Source organism: Zoogloea oryzae, from assembly GCF_030161255.1.
In the GTDB taxonomy this organism is placed as follows: domain Bacteria; phylum Pseudomonadota; class Gammaproteobacteria; order Burkholderiales; family Rhodocyclaceae; genus Zoogloea; species Zoogloea oryzae.
The window spans coordinates 1-17536 of the sequence record NZ_BSPX01000037.1; the positions used below are offsets into that span (position 1 = coordinate 1).

Here is a 17536-nt window from a genome sequence, read left to right on the forward strand (position 1 = left end):
TGGGTGATGGTCATGGAAGTGTCCACTTCTAAGCGTAGTGGACACTATGGTTAGCGAGCTAAGCGGCTGGGGGAAGGTGAGTTTGCCGGGGGCTTACGGCGCACTAACAACCACCCGGGCCAACCCCGGCACGACCATCCGGTCGCCCCAAAAACAAAAAAGCCAGCATAAGCTGGCTTTCTTGCTAACAACTAACCGACCTGCATCAAGCAGCGGCTTGCTCACCTTCGGGAGCAGCAGCAACTTCAACTTCCGGGCGGTCCAGCAGTTCGACAAACGCCATCGGTGCGTTGTCGCCATCACGGAAACCGCATTTCAGGATACGCAGGTAGCCGCCATTGCGGGCGGAGAAGCGCGGACCCAGCTCGTCAAAGATCTTGACGACGATCTCACGATCGCGGAGGCGATCGAAAGCAAGACGGCGGTTTGCCAGGCTCGGCTTCTTGCCGAGGGTGATCAGGGGCTCAACAACCTTGCGGAGCTCCTTGGCCTTCGGCACGGTGGTCTTGATGACTTCGTGACGGAGCAGGGAGTTCGCCATGTTGCGCAGCATCGCCTGACGGTGGCTGCTGGTGCGGTTGAGCTTGCGAAGACCGTTACGGTGACGCATTTGTAATTACCTCTTCTTCGTTACGCTCAACCGAGCTTTTCCAGCCCGGCCGGCGGCCAGTTTTCAAGTTTCATGCCCAGCGTCAGACCGCGCGAGGCAAGGACTTCCTTGATCTCGTTCAGCGACTTGCGGCCCAGGTTGGGCGTCTTGAGCAGTTCGGTTTCGGTGCGCTGGATCAGATCACCGATGTAGTAGATGTTCTCAGCCTTGAGGCAGTTCGCCGAACGAACGGTGAGCTCGAGATCATCGACCGGGCGCAGCAGAATCGGGTCGATCGCCGGAGCCTTCGGTGCTTCCACCGCAGTCGGCGTACCTTCCAGATCAGCAAATACCGACAGCTGGTCCATCAGCACACGAGCCGCAAAGCGGACAGCCTCTTCCGGATCAACCGCACCATTGGTCTCGATATCGAGAACCAGACGATCAAGGTCGGTACGCTGCTCGACACGAGCGCTCTCGACCGAGTAGCTCACACGACGAACAGGGCTGAACGAAGCGTCCAGCACGATCCGGCCGATGGCCTTGGACTCGCTGGCAGCAGGACGCTGATTGCCAGGAACGTAGCCACGACCCTGCTCGACCTTGATCTGCAGGTCAAGCTTGCCACCCGGCGCCAGGTGCGCGAGCACGTGGTCGGGATTGATCACTTCGACATCATGCGTAACCTCAATGTCCGCAGCAGTCACCACACCTTCACCGGACTTGACCAGAGAAAGCGTCGCTTCATTACGACCGTGCAGCTTGAGCACAACACCCTTGAGGTTCAACAAGAGGTCGACCACGTCTTCCCGAACGCCATCCAGCGTCGAGTACTCGTGCAGTACGCCCTCGATCGACACTTCCGTCGGCGCGTAGCCCGGCAGAGAGGAAAGCAGAATCCGCCGGAGCGCATTGCCCAGCGTATGACCGAAACCGCGCTCAAACGGCTCCATCGTCACGCGAGCGTGCACCGGCGAAACGTTCTGCACCTCAATGATGCGCGGTTTCAGCAGAGCATTACTTTGCATCGACAATCCTTCTGTAGCGTCGCGCCGAACCCGGCGCGACTACCATTAACGCGAATACAGTTCGACTACCAGACCTTCGTTCAGGGTCGCCGGCAGCTCCGCACGTTGCGGATAAGCCTTCAGCGTGCCCTTACCAGCCTTGGCGTCAACCGACAGCCATTCCGGGAAACCGCGGGAATCAGCGGCTTCGAGCGCAGCCTTGACGCGCAGCTGATTACGAGCGCTGTCGGTCAGCTGGATCTCGTCGCCCGGACGAACGGTGTAAGACGGGATGTTGACCCGCTTGCCGTTGACCAGCACGCCGTTGTGACGCACGACCTGACGAGCTTCAGCGCGGGAGGCACCAAAACCCATGCGGTAGGCGACAGCATCCAGACGGCCTTCCAGCAGCTGCAGCAGGTTCTCACCGGTCTGACCCTTGCGGCGATCAGCTTCGGCATAGGTCTTGCGGAACTGACGCTCGAGAACGCCGTACAGACGACGGATCTTCTGCTTTTCACGCAGCTGCACGCCATAACCGGACAGACGCTGGCCGGACTTCTGGCCGTGCTGACCAGGAGCGTACGAGCGACGTTCAATCGCGCACTTGTCGGTAAAACACTTTTCGCCCTTCAGGAAGAGCTTCTCACCCTCACGACGGCACTGACGGCACTTGGGGTCAAGATTACGAGCCACTGTTCAACTCCTTGTCAGATGCGACGCTTCTTCGGCGGGCGGCAACCGTTATGCGGGATCGGCGTGATATCGGTGATCGTGGTGATCTTGATACCCAGCGCGTTCAGGGCGCGCACGCTCGACTCGCGGCCAGGGCCAGGGCCCTTGACACGCACTTCCAGATTCTTGATGCCGCACTCGACGGCCACCTTACCGGCTGCTTCAGCAGCAACCTGCGCGGCAAACGGGGTACTCTTGCGAGAGCCCTTGAAGCCAGCGCCACCGGAGGTAGCCCAGGAGAGCGCATTGCCCTGGCGATCGGTGATCGTGATGATCGTGTTGTTAAAAGAAGCGTGGACGTGGGCGATACCCTCGGCCACGTTCTTCTTGATCTTCTTGCGAACCTTCGCAGCAGTCTTTGCCATGTCTTATCCCTGATTACTTCTTGCCGGCGATCGCCTTGCGCGGACCCTTGCGGGTACGGGCATTGGTACGCGTGCGCTGGCCACGAAGGGGCAGACCACGACGATGGCGCACCCCGCGATAGCACCCCAGATCCATGAGGCGCTTGATACTCATAGTCACTTCACGGCGCAGGTCACCTTCGACGGTGAACTTCGCGACTTCGTCGCGGAGCCGTTCCATGTCGGACTCGGTGAGATCCTTGATCTTGGCCGAACGACCGACGTTGGCCGCGTCACAGATTTGCTGTGCACGAGTACGTCCGATACCGAAAATCGCGGTAAGAGCGATCTCGGTGTGCTTGTGGTTGGGAATGTTTACCCCTGCAATGCGGGCCATGCGTTCACCCCAAAATGCTAAACATTAAATTATAAAGAATGCGGGTGACCGCATCAACCCTGACGCTGCTTGTGACGCGGATCGGTACAGATCACGCGAACGACACCTTTGCGACGGACAATCTTGCAGTTTCTGCAAAGACGCTTGACCGATGCTTGAACTCTCATTTCTAGCTCCTAACTACTAATCTGTTATTTCGCTCGGAATACGATCCGGGCCCTGCTCAAATCATACGGCGTCAACTGCACCGTCACCTTGTCGCCCGGTAGGATCCGGATGTAGTGCATCCGCATCTTTCCGGAGATGTGGCCGAGTACTACGTGACCATTTTCAAGTTTGACCCTGAAGGTCGCATTGGGGAGATTCTCGAGAACCTCACCCTGCATCTCGATGTAGTCTTCCTTCGACATAAGCTCTTACTTGAGAGGTGCCCTCGAGCCCTTGAAGTTAGCCTTCTTCAAAAGGCTTTCGTACTGGTGAGACATGATGTACGCCTGAACCTGGGCCATGAAGTCCATCGTGACGACAACGATGATCAACAGGGAGGTTCCACCAAAGTAGAACGGCACGTTCCACTTCAGGATCAAAAACTCCGGCAACAAGCAGACCAGCGTGATATACACCGCACCAGCCAACGTCAGCCGCATCAAGATCTTGTCGATGTAGCGTGCCGTCTGCTCACCCGGACGAATACCCGGAACAAAGGCCCCACTCTTCTTCAGATTGTCCGCAGTCTCCTTCGAGTTGAAGACCAGCGCGGTGTAGAAGAAGCAGAAGAACACAATCGCCGCCGCATACAGGATCACGTAAATCGGCTGACCCGGTGCAAGCGTCGAACCAAGATCCTTCAACCACGTCATGCTCTCGGACGACCCAAACCACTGGGCAAGCGTCGCCGGAAACAGAATGATGCTCGACGCAAAGATCGGCGGGATCACACCAGCCATGTTCAGCTTCAAAGGAAGATGCGAACTCTGGCCACCGTAGATCTTGTTACCAACCTGGCGCTTTGCGTAATTGACCAGAATCTTCCGCTGACCACGCTCCACGAACACAACCACTGCCGTCACGACCACCACCAGCACGCAGATCACGAGTGCGGTGAAGGGATGCATCGCACCGGTGCGAACAAGCTCGAACAAACCACCCAGCGAGTTCGGCAGACCAGCCGCAATACCCGCAAAGATGATGATCGATATCCCGTTACCGAGGCCACGTTCCGTGATCTGCTCGCCAAGCCACATCAGGAACATCGTACCGGTGACCAGCGTTGACACAGTGACGAACCGGAACATGAACCCCGGATCCAGCACCAGCCCCTGCTGAGACTCAAGCGCAACCGCGATACCCAACCCCTGAAATAGGGCAAGAGCAAGCGTGCCGTAACGCGTGTATTGCGTAATCTTCCGACGCCCCGCCTCACCCTCCTTCTTCAGCGACTCAAGCTGCGGCGACGCAACGGTGAGCAACTGCATGATGATCGATGCCGAAATGTACGGCATGATCCCGAGGGCGAAGATGGTGAACCGAGAGAGCGCACCACCGGAAAAAAGGTTGAACACCCCGAGGATGCCACCCTTCTGACTCTTGAACAGATCCGCTAGTGCAACGGGATCGATTCCAGGAACCGGGATGTGCGCACCAATCCGATAAACGATCAGTGCGCCCAGCAGGAACATCAAGCGACGCTTGAGATCCCCGAATTTTCCCGGCGCCGCCAGCGCAGACGGTTGATTAGCCACGAAGCCTTACTCAGCAGACTGAACGGAACCGCCGACAGCTTCGATTGCAGCCTTGGCACCCTGAGTGACACCAACACCGCGCAGATTCACCTTGCGGCTGATGGAACCAGACAGAATCACCTTGGCGGCAAGCGCGTCGGCAGCGACAACACCGGCCTGTTGCAGGACGAGCAGATCGATGTCGTCAACCGGCAGCGCTTCGAGCTCCGACAGACGCACCTCAGCGATACGGGCACGGGTCAGCGAAACAAAACCACGCTTCGGCAGACGACGCTGCATCGGCATTTGACCGCCTTCGAAACCGACCTTATGGAAACCGCCGGTACGGGACTTCTGACCCTTGTGACCGCGACCCGCGGTCTTGCCGAGGCCGCTGCCGATACCACGACCGACACGCTTGGCAGCGTGCTTGGCGCCCGCTGCAGGTTTGATGGTATTCAGGCGCATTTAAGCCTCACACTTAACGAGGTACGCAACCTTGGTGATCATGCCACGCACCGCAGGAGTATCCTGCAGTTCCACCGTGTGGTGGAGGCGACGAAGACCAAGACCGCGAACAGTTGCACGATGGGATTGCTTCGTACCGATAATGCTCTTGACGAGCGTCACCTTGATTTTCTTATCGGACATGATTTACCCCTGAATCTCTTCGACGGTCTTGCCACGCTTTGCAGCGATGACGGACGGCGCATTGGTCGCCATCAGGCCGTTCAGCGTCGCACGAACGACGTTGTAAGGATTGGTCGAGCCGATCGACTTCGCGATGATGTCGGTAACGCCCATCACTTCGAAGACCGCACGCATCGCACCGCCGGCGATAATGCCGGTACCGGTGGGAGCCGGCTGCATCAGCACGGAGGACGCGCCATGCTTGCCGATCACGGAGTGATGCAGGGTGCCGTTCTTCAGGGACACTTTGTTCATCTTGCGACGAGCTTCTTCCATCGCCTTCTGAACGGCAACCGGCACTTCGCGGGACTTGCCCTTGCCCATGCCAACGCCACCGTCGCCATCACCAACAACGGTCAGTGCGGCAAAGCCGAGGATCCGGCCGCCCTTCACCACCTTGGTGACGCGATTGATGGAGACCATCTTTTCGCGCAGGCCGTCATCGCGCTCGTCGGAGGCCTGCACTTTCTTATTACCTTGCTGCTTAGCCATGCTAAACCTCGCTTAGAACTTCAATCCGCCTTCGCGGGCGGCATCGGCAAGCGCCTTGACGCGGCCGTGGTATTGAAAACCCGAGCGATCGAAAGCCACAGCCTCGATGCCGGCAGCCTTTGCACGCTCAGCGATCAGCTTGCCAACGAGTTCCGCAGCGGCCTTGTTGCCGCCGTTCGCCACCTGGGTGCGCACATCCGCCTCGACGGTGGACGCGGCCGCAAGGACCTTGGAACCGCAACCGGCGATGATCTGCGCGTAGATGTGGCTGTTGGAACGGAACACGGACAGTCGGACTGCCTTCATTTCCGCGATCTTGGCACGGGTTTTCCGTGACCGGCGCAAACGCGTTTCCTTCTTGGTCGTCATGATCCGCCCTTACTTCTTCTTCGTTTCTTTCAAGGTGACCACTTCGTCGGCATAGCGGACGCCCTTGCCCTTGTAGGGCTCAGGTGCGCGATAGGCACGAACTTCAGCAGCAACCTTACCGACAGCCTGCTTGTCGACACCCTTGATCAGAATTTCCGTCTGAGTCGGGGTCTCCACCTTGATGCCAGCAGGCATCTGGTGAGCAACAGGATGGGAAAAGCCGAGAGTCAGATTCAGCTTGTCGCCCTGGGCCTGAGCACGATAACCCACACCAACCAGCGTGAGCTTGCGTTCAAAACCCTTGGAAACGCCGGTGACCATGTTATTGACCAGCGCACGCATCGTGCCGGACATGGCCTTGCTGTTCACAGCGCCTTCAATGGCGGAGCACTGGACACCAGCTTCGCCGCGCTCGACCTTGACGGAGGGATGCAGCGGCTGAGTCAGCGTACCGAGCGGACCCTTGACAACGATATTGCTTGCGTCGATGTTGACTTCAACACCAGCCGGAATGGCGACCGGATTCTTGGCTACGCGGGACATTTCATTCCTCCCTTAAGCCACGATGCACAGCACTTCGCCGCCGGCACCGGCAGCGCGCGCAGCGCGGTCAGTCATCACACCCTTGGGGGTGGACACAATCGCCACACCCAGGCCGTTCATCACGCGCGGCAGATCATCGCGACCCTTGTAAACGCGAAGGCCGGGACGGCTGACGCGTTCAATGCGCTCGATGACCGGACGACCGGCGTAATATTTCAGCGACAGGCCCAGTTCAGCCTTGCCTTCAGCTTGATTCACGACGAAGTCGTCAATGTAGCCTTCGCTCTTCAACACCTTGGCGATCGCAACCTTCAGCTTGGACGAGGGCATCGCGACCGAGCTCTTTTGCGCCTGCTGCGCGTTACGAATGCGCGTCAGCATATCGGCGATCGGATCAGACATGCTCATCTTCGACCCCTTACCAGCTAGCCTTGGTCATGCCGGGCACTTCACCGCGGAAGGCAACTTCACGCAGCTTGTTGCGACACAGACCGAATTTACGGAAAACACCACGCGGACGGCCGGTCTGCTCGCAGCGATTGCGCTGACGGCTCGGGCTGGAGTTGCGCGGCAGTTGCTGCAGCTTCAGACGAGCAACCATGCGCTCTTCGTCGGACAGCTTGGCGTTGTTGATCTGCTCGAACAGGGCAGCACGCTTGGCCGCGAATTTCGCAACCGTTTTAGCACGCTTCTCTTCGCGATTGATCAGAGACAGTTTCGCCATAAAACCCTCAGTTCTTGAAAGGGAACTTGAACGCGGCGAGCAGAGCGCGCGCCTCGTCGTCAGTCTTAGCAGTCGTCGTGATGCTGATATTCATCCCACGCAGAGCATCGATCTTGTCGTACTCGATTTCGGGGAAAATAATCTGCTCCTTGACGCCCAGGTTGTAGTTACCACGACCATCAAAACCCTTGCCAGCGATACCGCGGAAGTCGCGGATACGCGGCATGGCGATCGTAACCAGGCGATCGAGGAACTCGTACATACGAGGACCACGCAGCGTGACCATGCAGCCGATCGGGTAACCATCACGAATCTTGAAGCCAGCAATGGACTTCTTGGCCTTCGTGGTCACCGGCTTCTGACCAGCGATCTTCTGCAGATCGCCAACAGCATAGTCGAGAACCTTCTTGTCGCCGACAGCCTCACCAACACCCATGTTCAGGGTGATCTTGGTGATACGCGGGACTTCCATGACCGACTTGTAGCTGAACTTCTTGAGAAGCTCAGGGGCAACGGTCTCTTTGTAGAATTCTTGCAGGCGAGCCATGACTATCCCTTACGCATCCACTACTTCGCCGGTGGACTTGAAGATGCGAACCTTCTTGCCATCTTCGAGAACCTTGAAGCCGACACGGTCAGCCTTCTGGGTCGCGGCATTGAACAGCGCGACGTTCGAAATCTGAAGCGGCATTTCCTTTTCGACGATGCCACCCACCTCGCCCTTCATGGGGTTCGGGCGCACGTGCTTCTTGACACGATTGATGCCTTCGACGACGACAACGCCCTCATCGACTCGCAGAACCGTACCGCGCTTGCCCTTGTCTTTCCCCGTCAGGACGGCGACTTCGTCGCCTTTGCGAATCTTATTCACAACTACTCCTTAGAGAACTTCGGGCGCCAGGGAGACGATCTTCATGAACTTCTCGGTACGCAGCTCGCGCGTCACCGGCCCGAAGATACGCGTACCAATCGGCTCGCCCTTGTTGTTAAGCAGGACAGCAGCGTTGCTGTCGAACTTGATCAGCGAGCCATCGGGGCGACGAACACCCTTGGCGGTACGAACCACCACGGCGCTATAGACGTCACCCTTTTTGACACGACCACGCGGAGCCGCATCCTTGATACTCACCTTGATGATGTCACCCACCCCGGCGTAGCGACGCTTAGAGCCGCCAAGCACCTTGATGCACATCACATAACGCGCGCCGGTATTATCGGCGACGTCCAGCATCGTTTGCATTTGGATCATTTAAACTCTCCAACTTGACACGCTATGGGCGGCCAGTCTTGGATCCCGTTCGGGTTGATTGGACTTGCGCAGGAACCGCGCAAGAGCAAAGACGGCAATAATAATGGCTTGCCAATCTCTTGGCAAGCCATTTGTACAACTAATACAACTTAAACCACTACGCTCTGCTCAAGGACCTTGGTCACCCGCCAGGTCTTGGTCTTGGAGATCGGGCGGGTTTCCTCGATTTGAACGAGATCGCCTTCCTTCGCAACACCAGCCTCAACGTGGGCGTGGTACTTGGCGGTACGCGTAATCACCTTGCCATACAGCGGGTGCTTCACGCGGCGCTCAACCAGCACCGTCACGGTGTTGGTCATCTTGTCGCTAACAACGCGACCAACTTCGACGCGCTTGTTCTTCTTGACCTGATCGTTCATTTCGCACCCGCCTTCTCACGAAGAATGGTCTTGACCCGTGCGATGTCCTTGCGAACCTTGCCGAGCTGCGACGTGTTGCTGAGCTGCTGGGTCGCGATCTGCATGCGGAGGCTGAATTGAGCCTTCAGCAACTCGAGCATTTCCGCGTTCAGCTGGTCAGCGTCTTTCGCACGCAATTCCGAAGCTTTCATGTTTTACCCCACCATCCGGACAACGAAGACGGTTTCGATCGGAAGCTTGGCAGCAGCCAGGCGGAACGCCTCGCGAGCCAGCGCTTCGTCAACACCATCCATCTCATAGAGAACCTTGCCGGGCTGGATCTCGGCAACCCAGTATTCCGGGCTACCCTTACCGTTACCCATCCGCACTTCCGCCGGCTTCGAAGAGATCGGCTTGTCCGGGAAAACGCGAATCCAAATACGACCGCCACGCTTGATGTGACGGGTCATCGCACGACGAGCAGACTCGATCTGACGAGCAGTAAGACGACCACGCCCAACCGCCTTCAGACCGTACTCGCCAAAGCTAACCTTGGCGCCGCGGGTGGCGAGACCCTTGTTGCGGCCCTTCTGCTCCTTACGATACTTCCTTCTCGACGGCTGCAGCATCATTCACTCCTGCTTCTTTCTTGGTCCGTTTTGCACCATCAGCCTGATCACCGCTCGTGCGGCGCGCGGGACGCTTGGCACCCGGCTTGCTGTCGGCACCCTCGTTGCGACGACGGCCGCGGCGATTGTCGCCTTCGTTCTCCGTCGTTGCGGGCTGCTCGTTACGGGCGAGCGCTTCGCCCTTGTACACCCACACCTTGATGCCGATGACACCGTAGGTGGTGTGCGCTTCCGAAACACCGTAGTCGATGTCGGCACGCAGGGTGTGAAGCGGCACGCGACCTTCGCGATACCACTCGGTACGCGCGATTTCGGCGCCATTCAGACGACCGGAACTCATGATCTTGATGCCCTGGGCACCCAGACGCATGGCGTTCTGCATCGCACGCTTCATCGCGCGGCGGAACATGATCCGCTTGACGAGCTGCTGGGAGATCGAGTCGGCGATCAGCTGAGCGTCGATTTCCGGCTTGCGAACTTCTTCGATGTTCACATGCACGGGCACGCCCATGATGCCTTGCAGATCAGCCTTCAGCTTCTCGATGTCCTCACCCTTCTTGCCGATCACAACACCCGGACGGGCGCTGAAAACGGTGATGCGGGCATTCTTGGCAGGACGCTCGATGACAACACGGCTCACGGAAGCGTGGGCAAGCTTCTTCTTCAGATGCGCGCGAACCTTCAGGTCCTCGTTGAGCATCGTCGAAAAATCGCTACCAGCAGCAAACCAGCGAGAGCCCCAATTACGCGTGACCGCCAGACGGAAGCCGGTCGGATGGATTTTCTGTCCCATGGGATCTCCTTACTCTCCGACCGTCACGTAAATATGGCAAGTCGGCTTGCTGATGCGATTGCCGCGGCCCTTGGCGCGCGCGGTGAAGCGCTTCAGCGTCATACCTTGCTCAACGTAGATCGTCTTGACGCGCAGCGCATCGATGTCAGCGCCGTCGTTGTGCTCGGCGTTGGCGATGGCAGACTCGACAACCTTCTTGATGATCTTCGCGCCCTTTTTCGGGCTGAAGGTCAGGATGTTGAGCGCCTGCTCGACCGTCTTGCCGCGAACCAGATCCGCCACGAGCCGACCTTTTTGTTCCGACAGGCGAACGCCGCGGAGAATGGCTTTGGTTTCCATACTCATATCTCCTTAGCGCTTGGCCTTCTTGCTGGCGGCGTGACCCTTGAACGTCCGGGTCAGCGCGAATTCGCCGAGCTTGTGACCAACCATGTTTTCGGAAACGTACACCGGAATGTGTTGACGGCCGTTATGGACGGCAATCGTCAGACCCACAAAATCCGGCAACACGGTGGAGCGGCGCGACCAAGTCTTGATCGGACGCTTGTCATTCGAGGCCCGAGCGGCGTCAACCTTCTTCAGAAGGTGAGCGTCGATAAAGGGGCCCTTCTTAATAGAACGTGCCATGTCTTACCTCTTATCGCTTGTGCCGACGCTGAACAATCATGGAGTCGGTACGCTTGACGCTGCGGGTACGATAACCCTTGGTCGGCTGACCCCACGGGCTGACAGGCACGCGGCCTTCGCCGGTACGGCCTTCACCACCACCGTGCGGGTGATCCACCGGGTTCATCGCGGTACCACGAACCGTCGGACGGATACCACGCCAGCGGTTCGCACCGGCCTTGCCGATCTTGCGCAGGCTATGCTCTTCGTTGCCGACTTCACCGATGGTGGCGCGGCATTCGATGTGCACGCGGCGAATTTCGCCGGAGCGCAGCCGAACCTGGGCGTAAATGCCTTCACGAGCCAGCAGCTGCACGGAGGTTCCGGCAGCGCGAGCGAGCTGAGCGCCCTTGCCCGGGATCATCTCAACGCAGTGAAGCGTCGAACCGACCGGGATGTTACGGATCGGCAGAGCGTTGCCGGACTTGATCGGAGCCTCGGAACCGCTAACGACGGTCTGACCAACCACCAGCCCCTTCGGGGCGATGATGTAGCGACGTTCGCCATCGGCATAGCACAGCAGCGCGATATTGGCGGAGCGGTTCGGGTCGTACTCGATACGCTCAACCTTGGCAACGATGCCGTCCTTGTTGCGACGGAAATCGACGACACGATAGTGCTGCTTGTGACCACCACCCTTGTGACGGGTAGTGATGTGACCATTATTGTTACGGCCGGCGGTCTTGGACTGCTTCTCAACCAGAGAGGCCAGCGGGGCGCCCTTGTAAAGGCTGGCATTGACAACCTTAACAACAGCGCGGCGACCTGCCGAAGTCGGCTTGACTTTAACGAGTGCCATCTAGATTACTCCCCGGCCGCAAAGTTGATTTCTTGGCCCGGTTTGAGGCACACATAGGCCTTCTTCCAGCCCTTGCGACGCCCCATCATCTTGCCAAAACGCTTCTGCTTGCCCTTGACGTTAGACACCTGAACAGCCTTCACTTCAACCTTGAAGAGAAGCTCGACAGCAGCCTTGACTTCAGGCTTGGTCGCATCGCTGGCAACGCGAAAAATCACCTGCTCGTTCTTGTCAGCGATGTAAGTCGCCTTTTCAGAGATCTGGGGAGCGAGCAGCACCTGCATCAGACGCTCTTCTTTAAATCCGCTCATTGCCACATCTCCTCCATCTTGGCGACCGCAGCCTTCGTGACGAGCACGTTGGGGAAGCGAACCAGGGAAACCGGATCGGTTTCGCTCACTTCCAGAACGAGGACGTTCGGAAGATTGCGGGACGAAAGGTACAGGTTCTCATCGAGCGTATCGGTGATCACCAGCACGGAGTCCAGACCCATGCCCTTGAGCTTCTGCGAAAGCAGCTTGGTCTTGGGCGCCTCAACAGCAAAACCCTCAACCACGGACAGACGACCATCGCGAACCAGTTGAGACAGGATCGCAGCCACACCGGCGCGATACATCTTGCGGTTCACTTTGTGGGTGAAGTTCTCATCCGGCGAATTCGGGAAGGCACGACCGCCCCCACGCCAGATCGGGCTCGAGCCCATACCAGAACGCGCACGGCCGGTACCCTTCTGACGCCACGGCTTGTGGGTCGTATGGGACACTTCGTCACGGCCCTTTTGGGCACGATTGCCGGAGCGGGCATTGGCTTTGTAGGCAACAACGACCTGGTGAACCAGGGCTTCGTTGTACTCACGGCCAAACAGCGCGTCGGACGCCTGAAGGGTCGCAGACGCCTGACCCTGTTCGTTCAACAGCTTCAGTTCCATCACGCCTCCAGTCAGTTGCCAGCCTTGACAGCCGGACGAACGATAACGTCGCCGCCGTCATGACCAGGCACACCGCCCTTGATCAACAAAAGGCCGCGCTCAACATCAACGCGAACCACTTCAAGGTTCTGCACGGTGCACTTCGCAGCACCCAGGTGACCAGTCATGCGCTTGCCCGGGAAAACACGACCCGGATCCTGCGCCATACCGATAGAACCCGGCACATTGTGGCTACGAGAGTTACCGTGAGTAGCGCGACCGGACGCGAAGTTGTGACGCTTGATGGTGCCGGCATAGCCCTTACCAATCGAGACGCCGCTCACGTCGACCTTCTGACCCACAGCGAAGATATCAACACCGACCACATCACCCGCCTTAAGCGAGGACAGACGATCAGCATCAACGCGGAATTCCTTGAGAACATGACCCGCCTCGACACCAGCCTTGGCGAGATGGCCGGCAGCAGCCTTATTAACACGACTGGCACGCCGAACACCGAAGGTCACTTGAACGGCGGAATAGCCGTCCGTTTCAGCCGTTTTGATCTGGGTCACACGGTTATTGGACACATCCAGCACAGTCACGGGAATGGAAGCACCATCCTCAGCGAAAATGCGAGTCATGCCCACCTTGCGCCCGACAAGGCCTAGACTCATTTTATTCTCCTTACCCTGGTTGCGATTGACCAGGACCGATTGTCGTTACAAACTGCGCCAAAAAGCGCAAGGGCCGGATTATACCGGCCCTTGCGCCGTGAGCGCAATAGGTTTAGTTACTGCAGCTTGATTTCGACGTCAACGCCAGCCGGCAGATCCAGCTTCATCAGCGCATCGACCGTCTTGTCGGTCGGATCGACGATGTCCATCAGACGCAGATGGGTGCGGATTTCGAACTGGTCGCGGGAAGTCTTATTGACGTGCGGGGAACGCAGCAGGTCAAAGCGCTCGATGCGGGTCGGCAGCGGCACGGGGCCACGAACGACAGCGCCAGTACGCTTCGCGGTATCCACGATCTCGAGGGCCGACTGATCGATCAGCTTGTAATCAAAGGCCTTAAGGCGGATACGGATCTTTTGGTTTTGCATTTTATTTCCCAAAGAGCAGACGGTGCGGCACCCCATGCGCCGCACCCATACGAATATTACTCGATAACCTTGGCAACGACACCGGCGCCGACGGTACGACCGCCTTCACGGATGGCGAAACGCAGACCTTCTTCCATGGCGATCGGGGCGATAAGCTTGACGGTCATGGAGATGTTGTCGCCCGGCATGACCATCTCGGTGCCTTCCGGCAGGCTGATGGAACCGGTCACGTCCGTGGTACGGAAGTAGAACTGCGGACGGTAGTTGTTGAAGAACGGGGTGTGACGGCCGCCTTCTTCCTTCGACAGCACGTACACTTCGCCAGTGAAGTGGGTGTGCGGCTTGATGGAACCCGGCTTGCACAGCACCTGGCCGCGCTGGACGTCTTCACGCTTGGTGCCGCGCAGCAGCACGCCGACGTTGTCGCCAGCCTGACCTTGGTCCAGCAGCTTGCGGAACATTTCGACGCCAGTGCAGGTGGTCTTGACGGTCGGGACGATGCCGACGATCTCGATTTCTTCACCAACCTTGACGATGCCGCGCTCGACACGACCGGTCACCACGGTGCCACGGCCGGAGATCGAGAACACATCTTCAATCGGCAGCAGGAACGGCAGGTCAACCGCACGTTCCGGGGTCGGGATGTAGGAGTCGAGGGCATCAGCCAGACGGAAGATCGACGGTTCGCCGATTTCGGACTGGTCGCCTTCGAGGGCCTTCAGGGCGGAGCCCTTGACGATGGGCACATCGTCGCCCGGGAAGTCGTACTTGGAGAGGAGCTCGCGCACTTCCATTTCGACCAGCTCGAGCAGCTCTTCGTCGTCAACCATGTCGCACTTGTTCAGGTAGACGATGATGTACGGGACGCCAACCTGACGGGCAAGCAGGATGTGCTCACGGGTCTGGGGCATCGGGCCGTCAGCGGCGGAACAGACCAGGATCGCGCCGTCCATCTGGGCGGCACCGGTAATCATGTTCTTCACGTAGTCAGCGTGACCCGGGCAGTCAACGTGGGCGTAGTGACGAGCCTCGGTTTCGTACTCGACGTGCGCGGTGTTGATGGTGATGCCGCGAGCCTTTTCTTCCGGCGCCGCGTCGATCTGGTCGTAGGCCTTGGCCTCGCCACCGAACTTGCGCGACAGAACGGTCGTGATTGCAGCGGTCAGCGTGGTCTTGCCGTGGTCAACGTGACCAATCGTGCCGACGTTTACGTGCGGCTTTTTCCGCTCGAATTTTTCCTTAGCCATTTTTTAGCTTCCTGATAGGTTTAAACGACAATTATTTCTTGTTGATGATGGCTTCGGCGACGTTCCGCGGAGCTTCGTTGTAGTGCTTGAACTCCATCGAGTAAGTCGCACGACCCTGAGTCAGCGAACGCAGCTGGGTAGCGTAGCCGAACATCTCGGCCAGGGGCACTTCCGCCTTGATTTCCTTGATACCGCCAGGCAGGTCGTCCATACCCTGAACGATGCCGCGACGACCGGACAGGTCGCCCATGACGTTACCCATGTAATCTTCAGGGGTTTCGACAACGACGGCCATCATCGGCTCGAGCAGAACAGGATTGGCCTTGCGCATGGCGTCCTTGAATGCCATGGACGCAGCCATCTTGAACGCGTTTTCGTTCGAGTCCACATCGTGGTAGGAGCCATCGAACAGGGTGACCTTGACGTCAACAACCGGGAAGCCCGCCAGCACGCCGTTCGGCAGGGTTTCCTGCAGACCCTTGTCCACCGCCGGGATGTATTCACGCGGAACCACACCACCCTTGATGGCATCGACGAACTCGTAGCCCTTGCCCGGCTCATTCGGCTCAAGCTTGATCCAGACGTGACCGAACTGACCACGACCACCAGACTGCTTGACGAACTTACCTTCCTGCTCGACAGCCTTGCGAACCGCTTCACGGTAAGCAACCTGCGGAGCGCCGACGTTGGCTTCAACGTTGAACTCGCGCTTCATGCGATCGACGATGATTTCCAGGTGGAGCTCGCCCATGCCGGAAATGATGGTCTGACCGGACTCTTCGTCGGTGCGGACGCGGAAGGACGGATCTTCGGCAGCCAGACGACCCAGCGCCATGCCCATCTTTTCCTGGTCAGCCTTGGTCTTCGGCTCGACGGCGACGTGAATCACCGGATCCGGAAAGACCATGCGCTCGAGGATGATCGGCGCGTTGACATCACACAGGGTTTCACCGGTAGTGACGTCCTTCAGACCCACGACGGCCGCGATGTCGCCGGCAAGCACTTCCTTGATTTCTTCACGATCGTTCGCGTGCATCTGCAGCAGGCGGCCGATACGCTCCTTCTTGCCCTTGACCGAGTTCAGCACCGAAGAGCCGGACTCGAGCACGCCGGAGTAGACGCGAATGAAGGTCAGCTGACCAACGAACGGGTCGGTCATCAGCTTGAATGCCAGGGCGGAGAACTTCTCGCTATCCAGCGCGTGACGGACGACTTCCTTCTCGTCGTCATCCACACCAGCGACCGGCGGGATATCGACCGGCGACGGGAGGTACTGAATGACGGCGTCGAGCATGCGCTGCACGCCCTTGTTCTTGAACGCGGTACCGCAAAGCATCGGCTGGATTTCGCAAGCCAAAGTGCGAGCACGCAGACCGGCAACAACTTCCTCTTCCGACAGCTCGCCGTTTTCGAGGTACTTGTCCATCAGTTCTTCAGACGCTTCGGCAGCAGCCTCAACCATCTTCTCGCGCCACTCGGCAGCCACACCTTCGAGTTCAGCCGGGATGTCGCGGTAGTCGAACTTCATGCCCTGGGAAGCTTCGTCCCAGAAGATCGCCTTCATCTTGAGCAGATCGACGACACCGACAAAGGTGTCTTCAGCGCCAATGGGGATGACCACCGGAACAGGATTGGCGCTCAGACGGGTACGCATCTGATCGACGACCTTGAAGAAGTTTGCGCCGGAGCGGTCCATCTTGTTCACGAAGGCAAGGCGCGGAACCTTGTACTTGGTGGCCTGACGCCAAACGGTTTCGGACTGGGGCTGAACACCACCCACAGCGCAGTAAACCATGCACGCACCATCAAGAACACGCATGGAGCGTTCAACTTCAATGGTGAAGTCCACGTGTCCCGGGGTGTCGATGATGTTGAAACGATGCTCGGGGAAGGACTGGTCCATGCCCTTCCAGAAACAGGTCACGGCAGCGGAGGTAATCGTGATGCCACGCTCCTGCTCCTGAGCCATCCAGTCGGTCGTAGCGGCACCGTCGTGCACTTCACCGAGCTTGTGGCTCACGCCGGTGTAATAAAGGATGCGCTCGGTGGTAGTCGTCTTCCCGGCGTCGATGTGTGCGGAGATACCGATGTTGCGATAGCGCTCGATAGGAGTCTTGCGTGCCACAGGCCTA

General features: G+C 58.4%; 31 protein-coding genes. All 31 read right to left on the minus strand.

Annotated features, from left to right (window positions below; translation table 11 throughout):
* Window positions 1-205: 205 nt before the first annotated feature.
* Window positions 206-610 carry a 50S ribosomal protein L17 gene (rplQ, locus tag QQK25_RS12785; RefSeq protein WP_153162184.1) on the minus strand — a complete coding sequence of 135 codons (405 nt, stop codon included), beginning with the start codon at window positions 608-610 and terminating at the stop codon, window positions 206-208.
* A gap of 26 nt (window positions 611-636) precedes the next feature.
* The gene (locus QQK25_RS12790; RefSeq protein WP_284188276.1) at window positions 637-1617 is read right to left on the minus strand and encodes a DNA-directed RNA polymerase subunit alpha; all 981 of its coding nucleotides are present in this window, start codon (window positions 1615-1617) and stop codon (window positions 637-639) included.
* Between the two features lie 45 nt (window positions 1618-1662).
* Complete coding sequence (gene rpsD / locus QQK25_RS12795; RefSeq protein ID WP_153162182.1) at window positions 1663-2292, minus strand: 30S ribosomal protein S4; 630 nt, start codon at window positions 2290-2292, stop codon at window positions 1663-1665.
* A gap of 14 nt (window positions 2293-2306) precedes the next feature.
* Window positions 2307-2696 carry a 30S ribosomal protein S11 gene (rpsK, locus tag QQK25_RS12800; protein WP_141354281.1) on the minus strand — a complete coding sequence of 130 codons (390 nt, stop codon included), beginning with the start codon at window positions 2694-2696 and terminating at the stop codon, window positions 2307-2309.
* Window positions 2697-2709: 13 nt separating this feature from the next.
* A complete protein-coding gene (gene rpsM / locus QQK25_RS12805) occupies window positions 2710-3072 on the minus strand; it encodes a 30S ribosomal protein S13 (RefSeq protein ID WP_153162181.1) in 363 nt (120 codons plus the stop codon).
* Window positions 3073-3125: 53 nt separating this feature from the next.
* Complete coding sequence (gene rpmJ, locus QQK25_RS12810) at window positions 3126-3239, minus strand: 50S ribosomal protein L36 (RefSeq protein WP_079432668.1); 114 nt, start codon at window positions 3237-3239, stop codon at window positions 3126-3128.
* 24 nt (window positions 3240-3263) lie between these two features.
* A complete protein-coding gene (infA, locus tag QQK25_RS12815; RefSeq protein WP_153162180.1) occupies window positions 3264-3482 on the minus strand; it encodes a translation initiation factor IF-1 in 219 nt (72 codons plus the stop codon).
* Window positions 3483-3488: 6 nt separating this feature from the next.
* Window positions 3489-4751, minus strand: a complete 1263-nt coding sequence (gene secY / locus QQK25_RS12820; protein ID WP_255425190.1) for a preprotein translocase subunit SecY — start codon at window positions 4749-4751, stop codon at window positions 3489-3491.
* A 69-nt stretch (window positions 4752-4820) separates the two neighbouring features.
* Window positions 4821-5261: a 50S ribosomal protein L15 gene (gene rplO / locus QQK25_RS12825; protein ID WP_284188277.1), complete on the minus strand. Its 441-nt coding sequence runs from the start codon at window positions 5259-5261 to the stop codon at window positions 4821-4823.
* On the minus strand, window positions 5262-5444 hold the full coding sequence (gene rpmD, locus QQK25_RS12830; RefSeq protein WP_153162177.1) for a 50S ribosomal protein L30: 183 nt from the start codon (window positions 5442-5444) through the stop codon (window positions 5262-5264). It abuts the gene before it with no gap.
* 3 nt (window positions 5445-5447) lie between these two features.
* Window positions 5448-5975 (minus strand): 30S ribosomal protein S5, encoded by a 528-nt coding sequence (gene rpsE / locus QQK25_RS12835; protein ID WP_153162176.1) that lies wholly within the window; start codon window positions 5973-5975, stop codon window positions 5448-5450.
* Window positions 5976-5987: 12 nt separating this feature from the next.
* Window positions 5988-6344 carry a 50S ribosomal protein L18 gene (gene rplR / locus QQK25_RS12840; RefSeq protein WP_153162175.1) on the minus strand — a complete coding sequence of 119 codons (357 nt, stop codon included), beginning with the start codon at window positions 6342-6344 and terminating at the stop codon, window positions 5988-5990.
* A 9-nt stretch (window positions 6345-6353) separates the two neighbouring features.
* Window positions 6354-6887: a 50S ribosomal protein L6 gene (rplF, locus tag QQK25_RS12845; RefSeq protein ID WP_284188278.1), complete on the minus strand. Its 534-nt coding sequence runs from the start codon at window positions 6885-6887 to the stop codon at window positions 6354-6356.
* A gap of 12 nt (window positions 6888-6899) precedes the next feature.
* Window positions 6900-7295, minus strand: coding sequence for a 30S ribosomal protein S8 (rpsH, locus tag QQK25_RS12850; RefSeq protein WP_153162173.1), 396 nt, complete (start codon window positions 7293-7295; stop codon window positions 6900-6902).
* Window positions 7296-7305: 10 nt separating this feature from the next.
* Window positions 7306-7611 carry a 30S ribosomal protein S14 gene (gene rpsN, locus QQK25_RS12855; protein WP_153162172.1) on the minus strand — a complete coding sequence of 102 codons (306 nt, stop codon included), beginning with the start codon at window positions 7609-7611 and terminating at the stop codon, window positions 7306-7308.
* 7 nt (window positions 7612-7618) lie between these two features.
* A complete protein-coding gene (gene rplE / locus QQK25_RS12860; protein WP_153162171.1) occupies window positions 7619-8158 on the minus strand; it encodes a 50S ribosomal protein L5 in 540 nt (179 codons plus the stop codon).
* 9 nt (window positions 8159-8167) lie between these two features.
* Entirely contained in the window at window positions 8168-8482 is a 315-nt protein-coding gene (gene rplX / locus QQK25_RS12865) for a 50S ribosomal protein L24 (protein ID WP_153162170.1), read from the minus strand.
* A gap of 9 nt (window positions 8483-8491) precedes the next feature.
* A complete protein-coding gene (gene rplN, locus QQK25_RS12870) occupies window positions 8492-8860 on the minus strand; it encodes a 50S ribosomal protein L14 (protein WP_153162169.1) in 369 nt (122 codons plus the stop codon).
* A gap of 149 nt (window positions 8861-9009) precedes the next feature.
* On the minus strand, window positions 9010-9279 hold the full coding sequence (rpsQ, locus tag QQK25_RS12875) for a 30S ribosomal protein S17 (RefSeq protein ID WP_284188279.1): 270 nt from the start codon (window positions 9277-9279) through the stop codon (window positions 9010-9012).
* A complete protein-coding gene (rpmC, locus tag QQK25_RS12880; RefSeq protein WP_153162167.1) occupies window positions 9276-9470 on the minus strand; it encodes a 50S ribosomal protein L29 in 195 nt (64 codons plus the stop codon). Before rpmC ends, rpsQ begins: the two co-directional genes overlap by 4 nt.
* A gap of 3 nt (window positions 9471-9473) precedes the next feature.
* The gene (gene rplP, locus QQK25_RS12885; protein ID WP_153162192.1) at window positions 9474-9887 is read right to left on the minus strand and encodes a 50S ribosomal protein L16; all 414 of its coding nucleotides are present in this window, start codon (window positions 9885-9887) and stop codon (window positions 9474-9476) included.
* Window positions 9856-10680, minus strand: a complete 825-nt coding sequence (gene rpsC, locus QQK25_RS12890) for a 30S ribosomal protein S3 (protein ID WP_153162166.1) — start codon at window positions 10678-10680, stop codon at window positions 9856-9858. The genes rplP and rpsC overlap by 32 nt, the downstream gene beginning before the upstream one ends.
* Before the next feature lie 9 nt (window positions 10681-10689).
* The gene (rplV, locus tag QQK25_RS12895; RefSeq protein ID WP_153162165.1) at window positions 10690-11019 is read right to left on the minus strand and encodes a 50S ribosomal protein L22; all 330 of its coding nucleotides are present in this window, start codon (window positions 11017-11019) and stop codon (window positions 10690-10692) included.
* A 12-nt stretch (window positions 11020-11031) separates the two neighbouring features.
* Window positions 11032-11307: a 30S ribosomal protein S19 gene (rpsS, locus tag QQK25_RS12900; protein ID WP_011767136.1), complete on the minus strand. Its 276-nt coding sequence runs from the start codon at window positions 11305-11307 to the stop codon at window positions 11032-11034.
* A 10-nt stretch (window positions 11308-11317) separates the two neighbouring features.
* Window positions 11318-12145 (minus strand): 50S ribosomal protein L2, encoded by an 828-nt coding sequence (rplB, locus tag QQK25_RS12905; protein ID WP_284188280.1) that lies wholly within the window; start codon window positions 12143-12145, stop codon window positions 11318-11320.
* A 5-nt stretch (window positions 12146-12150) separates the two neighbouring features.
* A complete protein-coding gene (rplW, locus tag QQK25_RS12910) occupies window positions 12151-12456 on the minus strand; it encodes a 50S ribosomal protein L23 (protein WP_153162163.1) in 306 nt (101 codons plus the stop codon).
* A complete protein-coding gene (rplD, locus tag QQK25_RS12915) occupies window positions 12453-13073 on the minus strand; it encodes a 50S ribosomal protein L4 (protein ID WP_284188281.1) in 621 nt (206 codons plus the stop codon). The genes rplW and rplD overlap by 4 nt, the downstream gene beginning before the upstream one ends.
* Window positions 13074-13084: 11 nt before the next feature.
* Window positions 13085-13729, minus strand: a complete 645-nt coding sequence (gene rplC, locus QQK25_RS12920) for a 50S ribosomal protein L3 (protein ID WP_153162161.1) — start codon at window positions 13727-13729, stop codon at window positions 13085-13087.
* A gap of 116 nt (window positions 13730-13845) precedes the next feature.
* Window positions 13846-14157 carry a 30S ribosomal protein S10 gene (gene rpsJ / locus QQK25_RS12925; protein WP_079432648.1) on the minus strand — a complete coding sequence of 104 codons (312 nt, stop codon included), beginning with the start codon at window positions 14155-14157 and terminating at the stop codon, window positions 13846-13848.
* 56 nt (window positions 14158-14213) lie between these two features.
* Entirely contained in the window at window positions 14214-15404 is a 1191-nt protein-coding gene (tuf, locus tag QQK25_RS12930; RefSeq protein WP_284188282.1) for an elongation factor Tu, read from the minus strand.
* Between the two features lie 31 nt (window positions 15405-15435).
* A complete protein-coding gene (gene fusA / locus QQK25_RS12935) occupies window positions 15436-17529 on the minus strand; it encodes an elongation factor G (RefSeq protein ID WP_284188283.1) in 2094 nt (697 codons plus the stop codon).
* Between the last annotated feature and the right edge of the window lie 7 nt (window positions 17530-17536).

Coding starts and splice junctions, on each gene's coding strand:
- rplQ (WP_153162184.1), bottom strand. CDS start 610: ATGCGTCACCGTAACGGTCTTCGCAAGCTCAACCGCACCAGCAGCCAC.
- QQK25_RS12790 (WP_284188276.1), bottom strand. CDS start 1,617: ATGCAAAGTAATGCTCTGCTGAAACCGCGCATCATTGAGGTGCAGAAC.
- rpsK (WP_141354281.1), bottom strand. CDS start 2,696: ATGGCAAAGACTGCTGCGAAGGTTCGCAAGAAGATCAAGAAGAACGTG.
- rpsM (WP_153162181.1), bottom strand. CDS start 3,072: ATGGCCCGCATTGCAGGGGTAAACATTCCCAACCACAAGCACACCGAG.
- rpmJ (WP_079432668.1), bottom strand. CDS start 3,239: ATGAGAGTTCAAGCATCGGTCAAGCGTCTTTGCAGAAACTGCAAGATT.
- infA (WP_153162180.1), bottom strand. CDS start 3,482: ATGTCGAAGGAAGACTACATCGAGATGCAGGGTGAGGTTCTCGAGAAT.
- secY (WP_255425190.1), bottom strand. CDS start 4,751: ATGTTCCTGCTGGGCGCACTGATCGTTTATCGGATTGGTGCGCACATC.
- rplO (WP_284188277.1), bottom strand. CDS start 5,261: ATGCGCCTGAATACCATCAAACCTGCAGCGGGCGCCAAGCACGCTGCC.
- rpmD (WP_153162177.1), bottom strand. CDS start 5,444: ATGTCCGATAAGAAAATCAAGGTGACGCTCGTCAAGAGCATTATCGGT.
- rpsE (WP_153162176.1), bottom strand. CDS start 5,975: ATGGCTAAGCAGCAAGGTAATAAGAAAGTGCAGGCCTCCGACGAGCGC.
- rplR (WP_153162175.1), bottom strand. CDS start 6,344: ATGACGACCAAGAAGGAAACGCGTTTGCGCCGGTCACGGAAAACCCGT.
- rplF (WP_284188278.1), bottom strand. CDS start 6,887: ATGTCCCGCGTAGCCAAGAATCCGGTCGCCATTCCGGCTGGTGTTGAA.
- rpsH (WP_153162173.1), bottom strand. CDS start 7,295: ATGAGCATGTCTGATCCGATCGCCGATATGCTGACGCGCATTCGTAAC.
- rpsN (WP_153162172.1), bottom strand. CDS start 7,611: ATGGCGAAACTGTCTCTGATCAATCGCGAAGAGAAGCGTGCTAAAACG.
- rplE (WP_153162171.1), bottom strand. CDS start 8,158: ATGGCTCGCCTGCAAGAATTCTACAAAGAGACCGTTGCCCCTGAGCTT.
- rplN (WP_153162169.1), bottom strand. CDS start 8,860: ATGATCCAAATGCAAACGATGCTGGACGTCGCCGATAATACCGGCGCG.
- rpsQ (WP_284188279.1), bottom strand. CDS start 9,279: ATGAACGATCAGGTCAAGAAGAACAAGCGCGTCGAAGTTGGTCGCGTT.
- rpmC (WP_153162167.1), bottom strand. CDS start 9,470: ATGAAAGCTTCGGAATTGCGTGCGAAAGACGCTGACCAGCTGAACGCG.
- rplP (WP_153162192.1), bottom strand. CDS start 9,887: ATGCTGCAGCCGTCGAGAAGGAAGTATCGTAAGGAGCAGAAGGGCCGC.
- rpsC (WP_153162166.1), bottom strand. CDS start 10,680: ATGGGACAGAAAATCCATCCGACCGGCTTCCGTCTGGCGGTCACGCGT.
- rplV (WP_153162165.1), bottom strand. CDS start 11,019: ATGGAAACCAAAGCCATTCTCCGCGGCGTTCGCCTGTCGGAACAAAAA.
- rpsS (WP_011767136.1), bottom strand. CDS start 11,307: ATGGCACGTTCTATTAAGAAGGGCCCCTTTATCGACGCTCACCTTCTG.
- rplB (WP_284188280.1), bottom strand. CDS start 12,145: ATGGCACTCGTTAAAGTCAAGCCGACTTCGGCAGGTCGCCGCGCTGTT.
- rplW (WP_153162163.1), bottom strand. CDS start 12,456: ATGAGCGGATTTAAAGAAGAGCGTCTGATGCAGGTGCTGCTCGCTCCC.
- rplD (WP_284188281.1), bottom strand. CDS start 13,073: ATGGAACTGAAGCTGTTGAACGAACAGGGTCAGGCGTCTGCGACCCTT.
- rplC (WP_153162161.1), bottom strand. CDS start 13,729: ATGAGTCTAGGCCTTGTCGGGCGCAAGGTGGGCATGACTCGCATTTTC.
- rpsJ (WP_079432648.1), bottom strand. CDS start 14,157: ATGCAAAACCAAAAGATCCGTATCCGCCTTAAGGCCTTTGATTACAAG.
- tuf (WP_284188282.1), bottom strand. CDS start 15,404: ATGGCTAAGGAAAAATTCGAGCGGAAAAAGCCGCACGTAAACGTCGGC.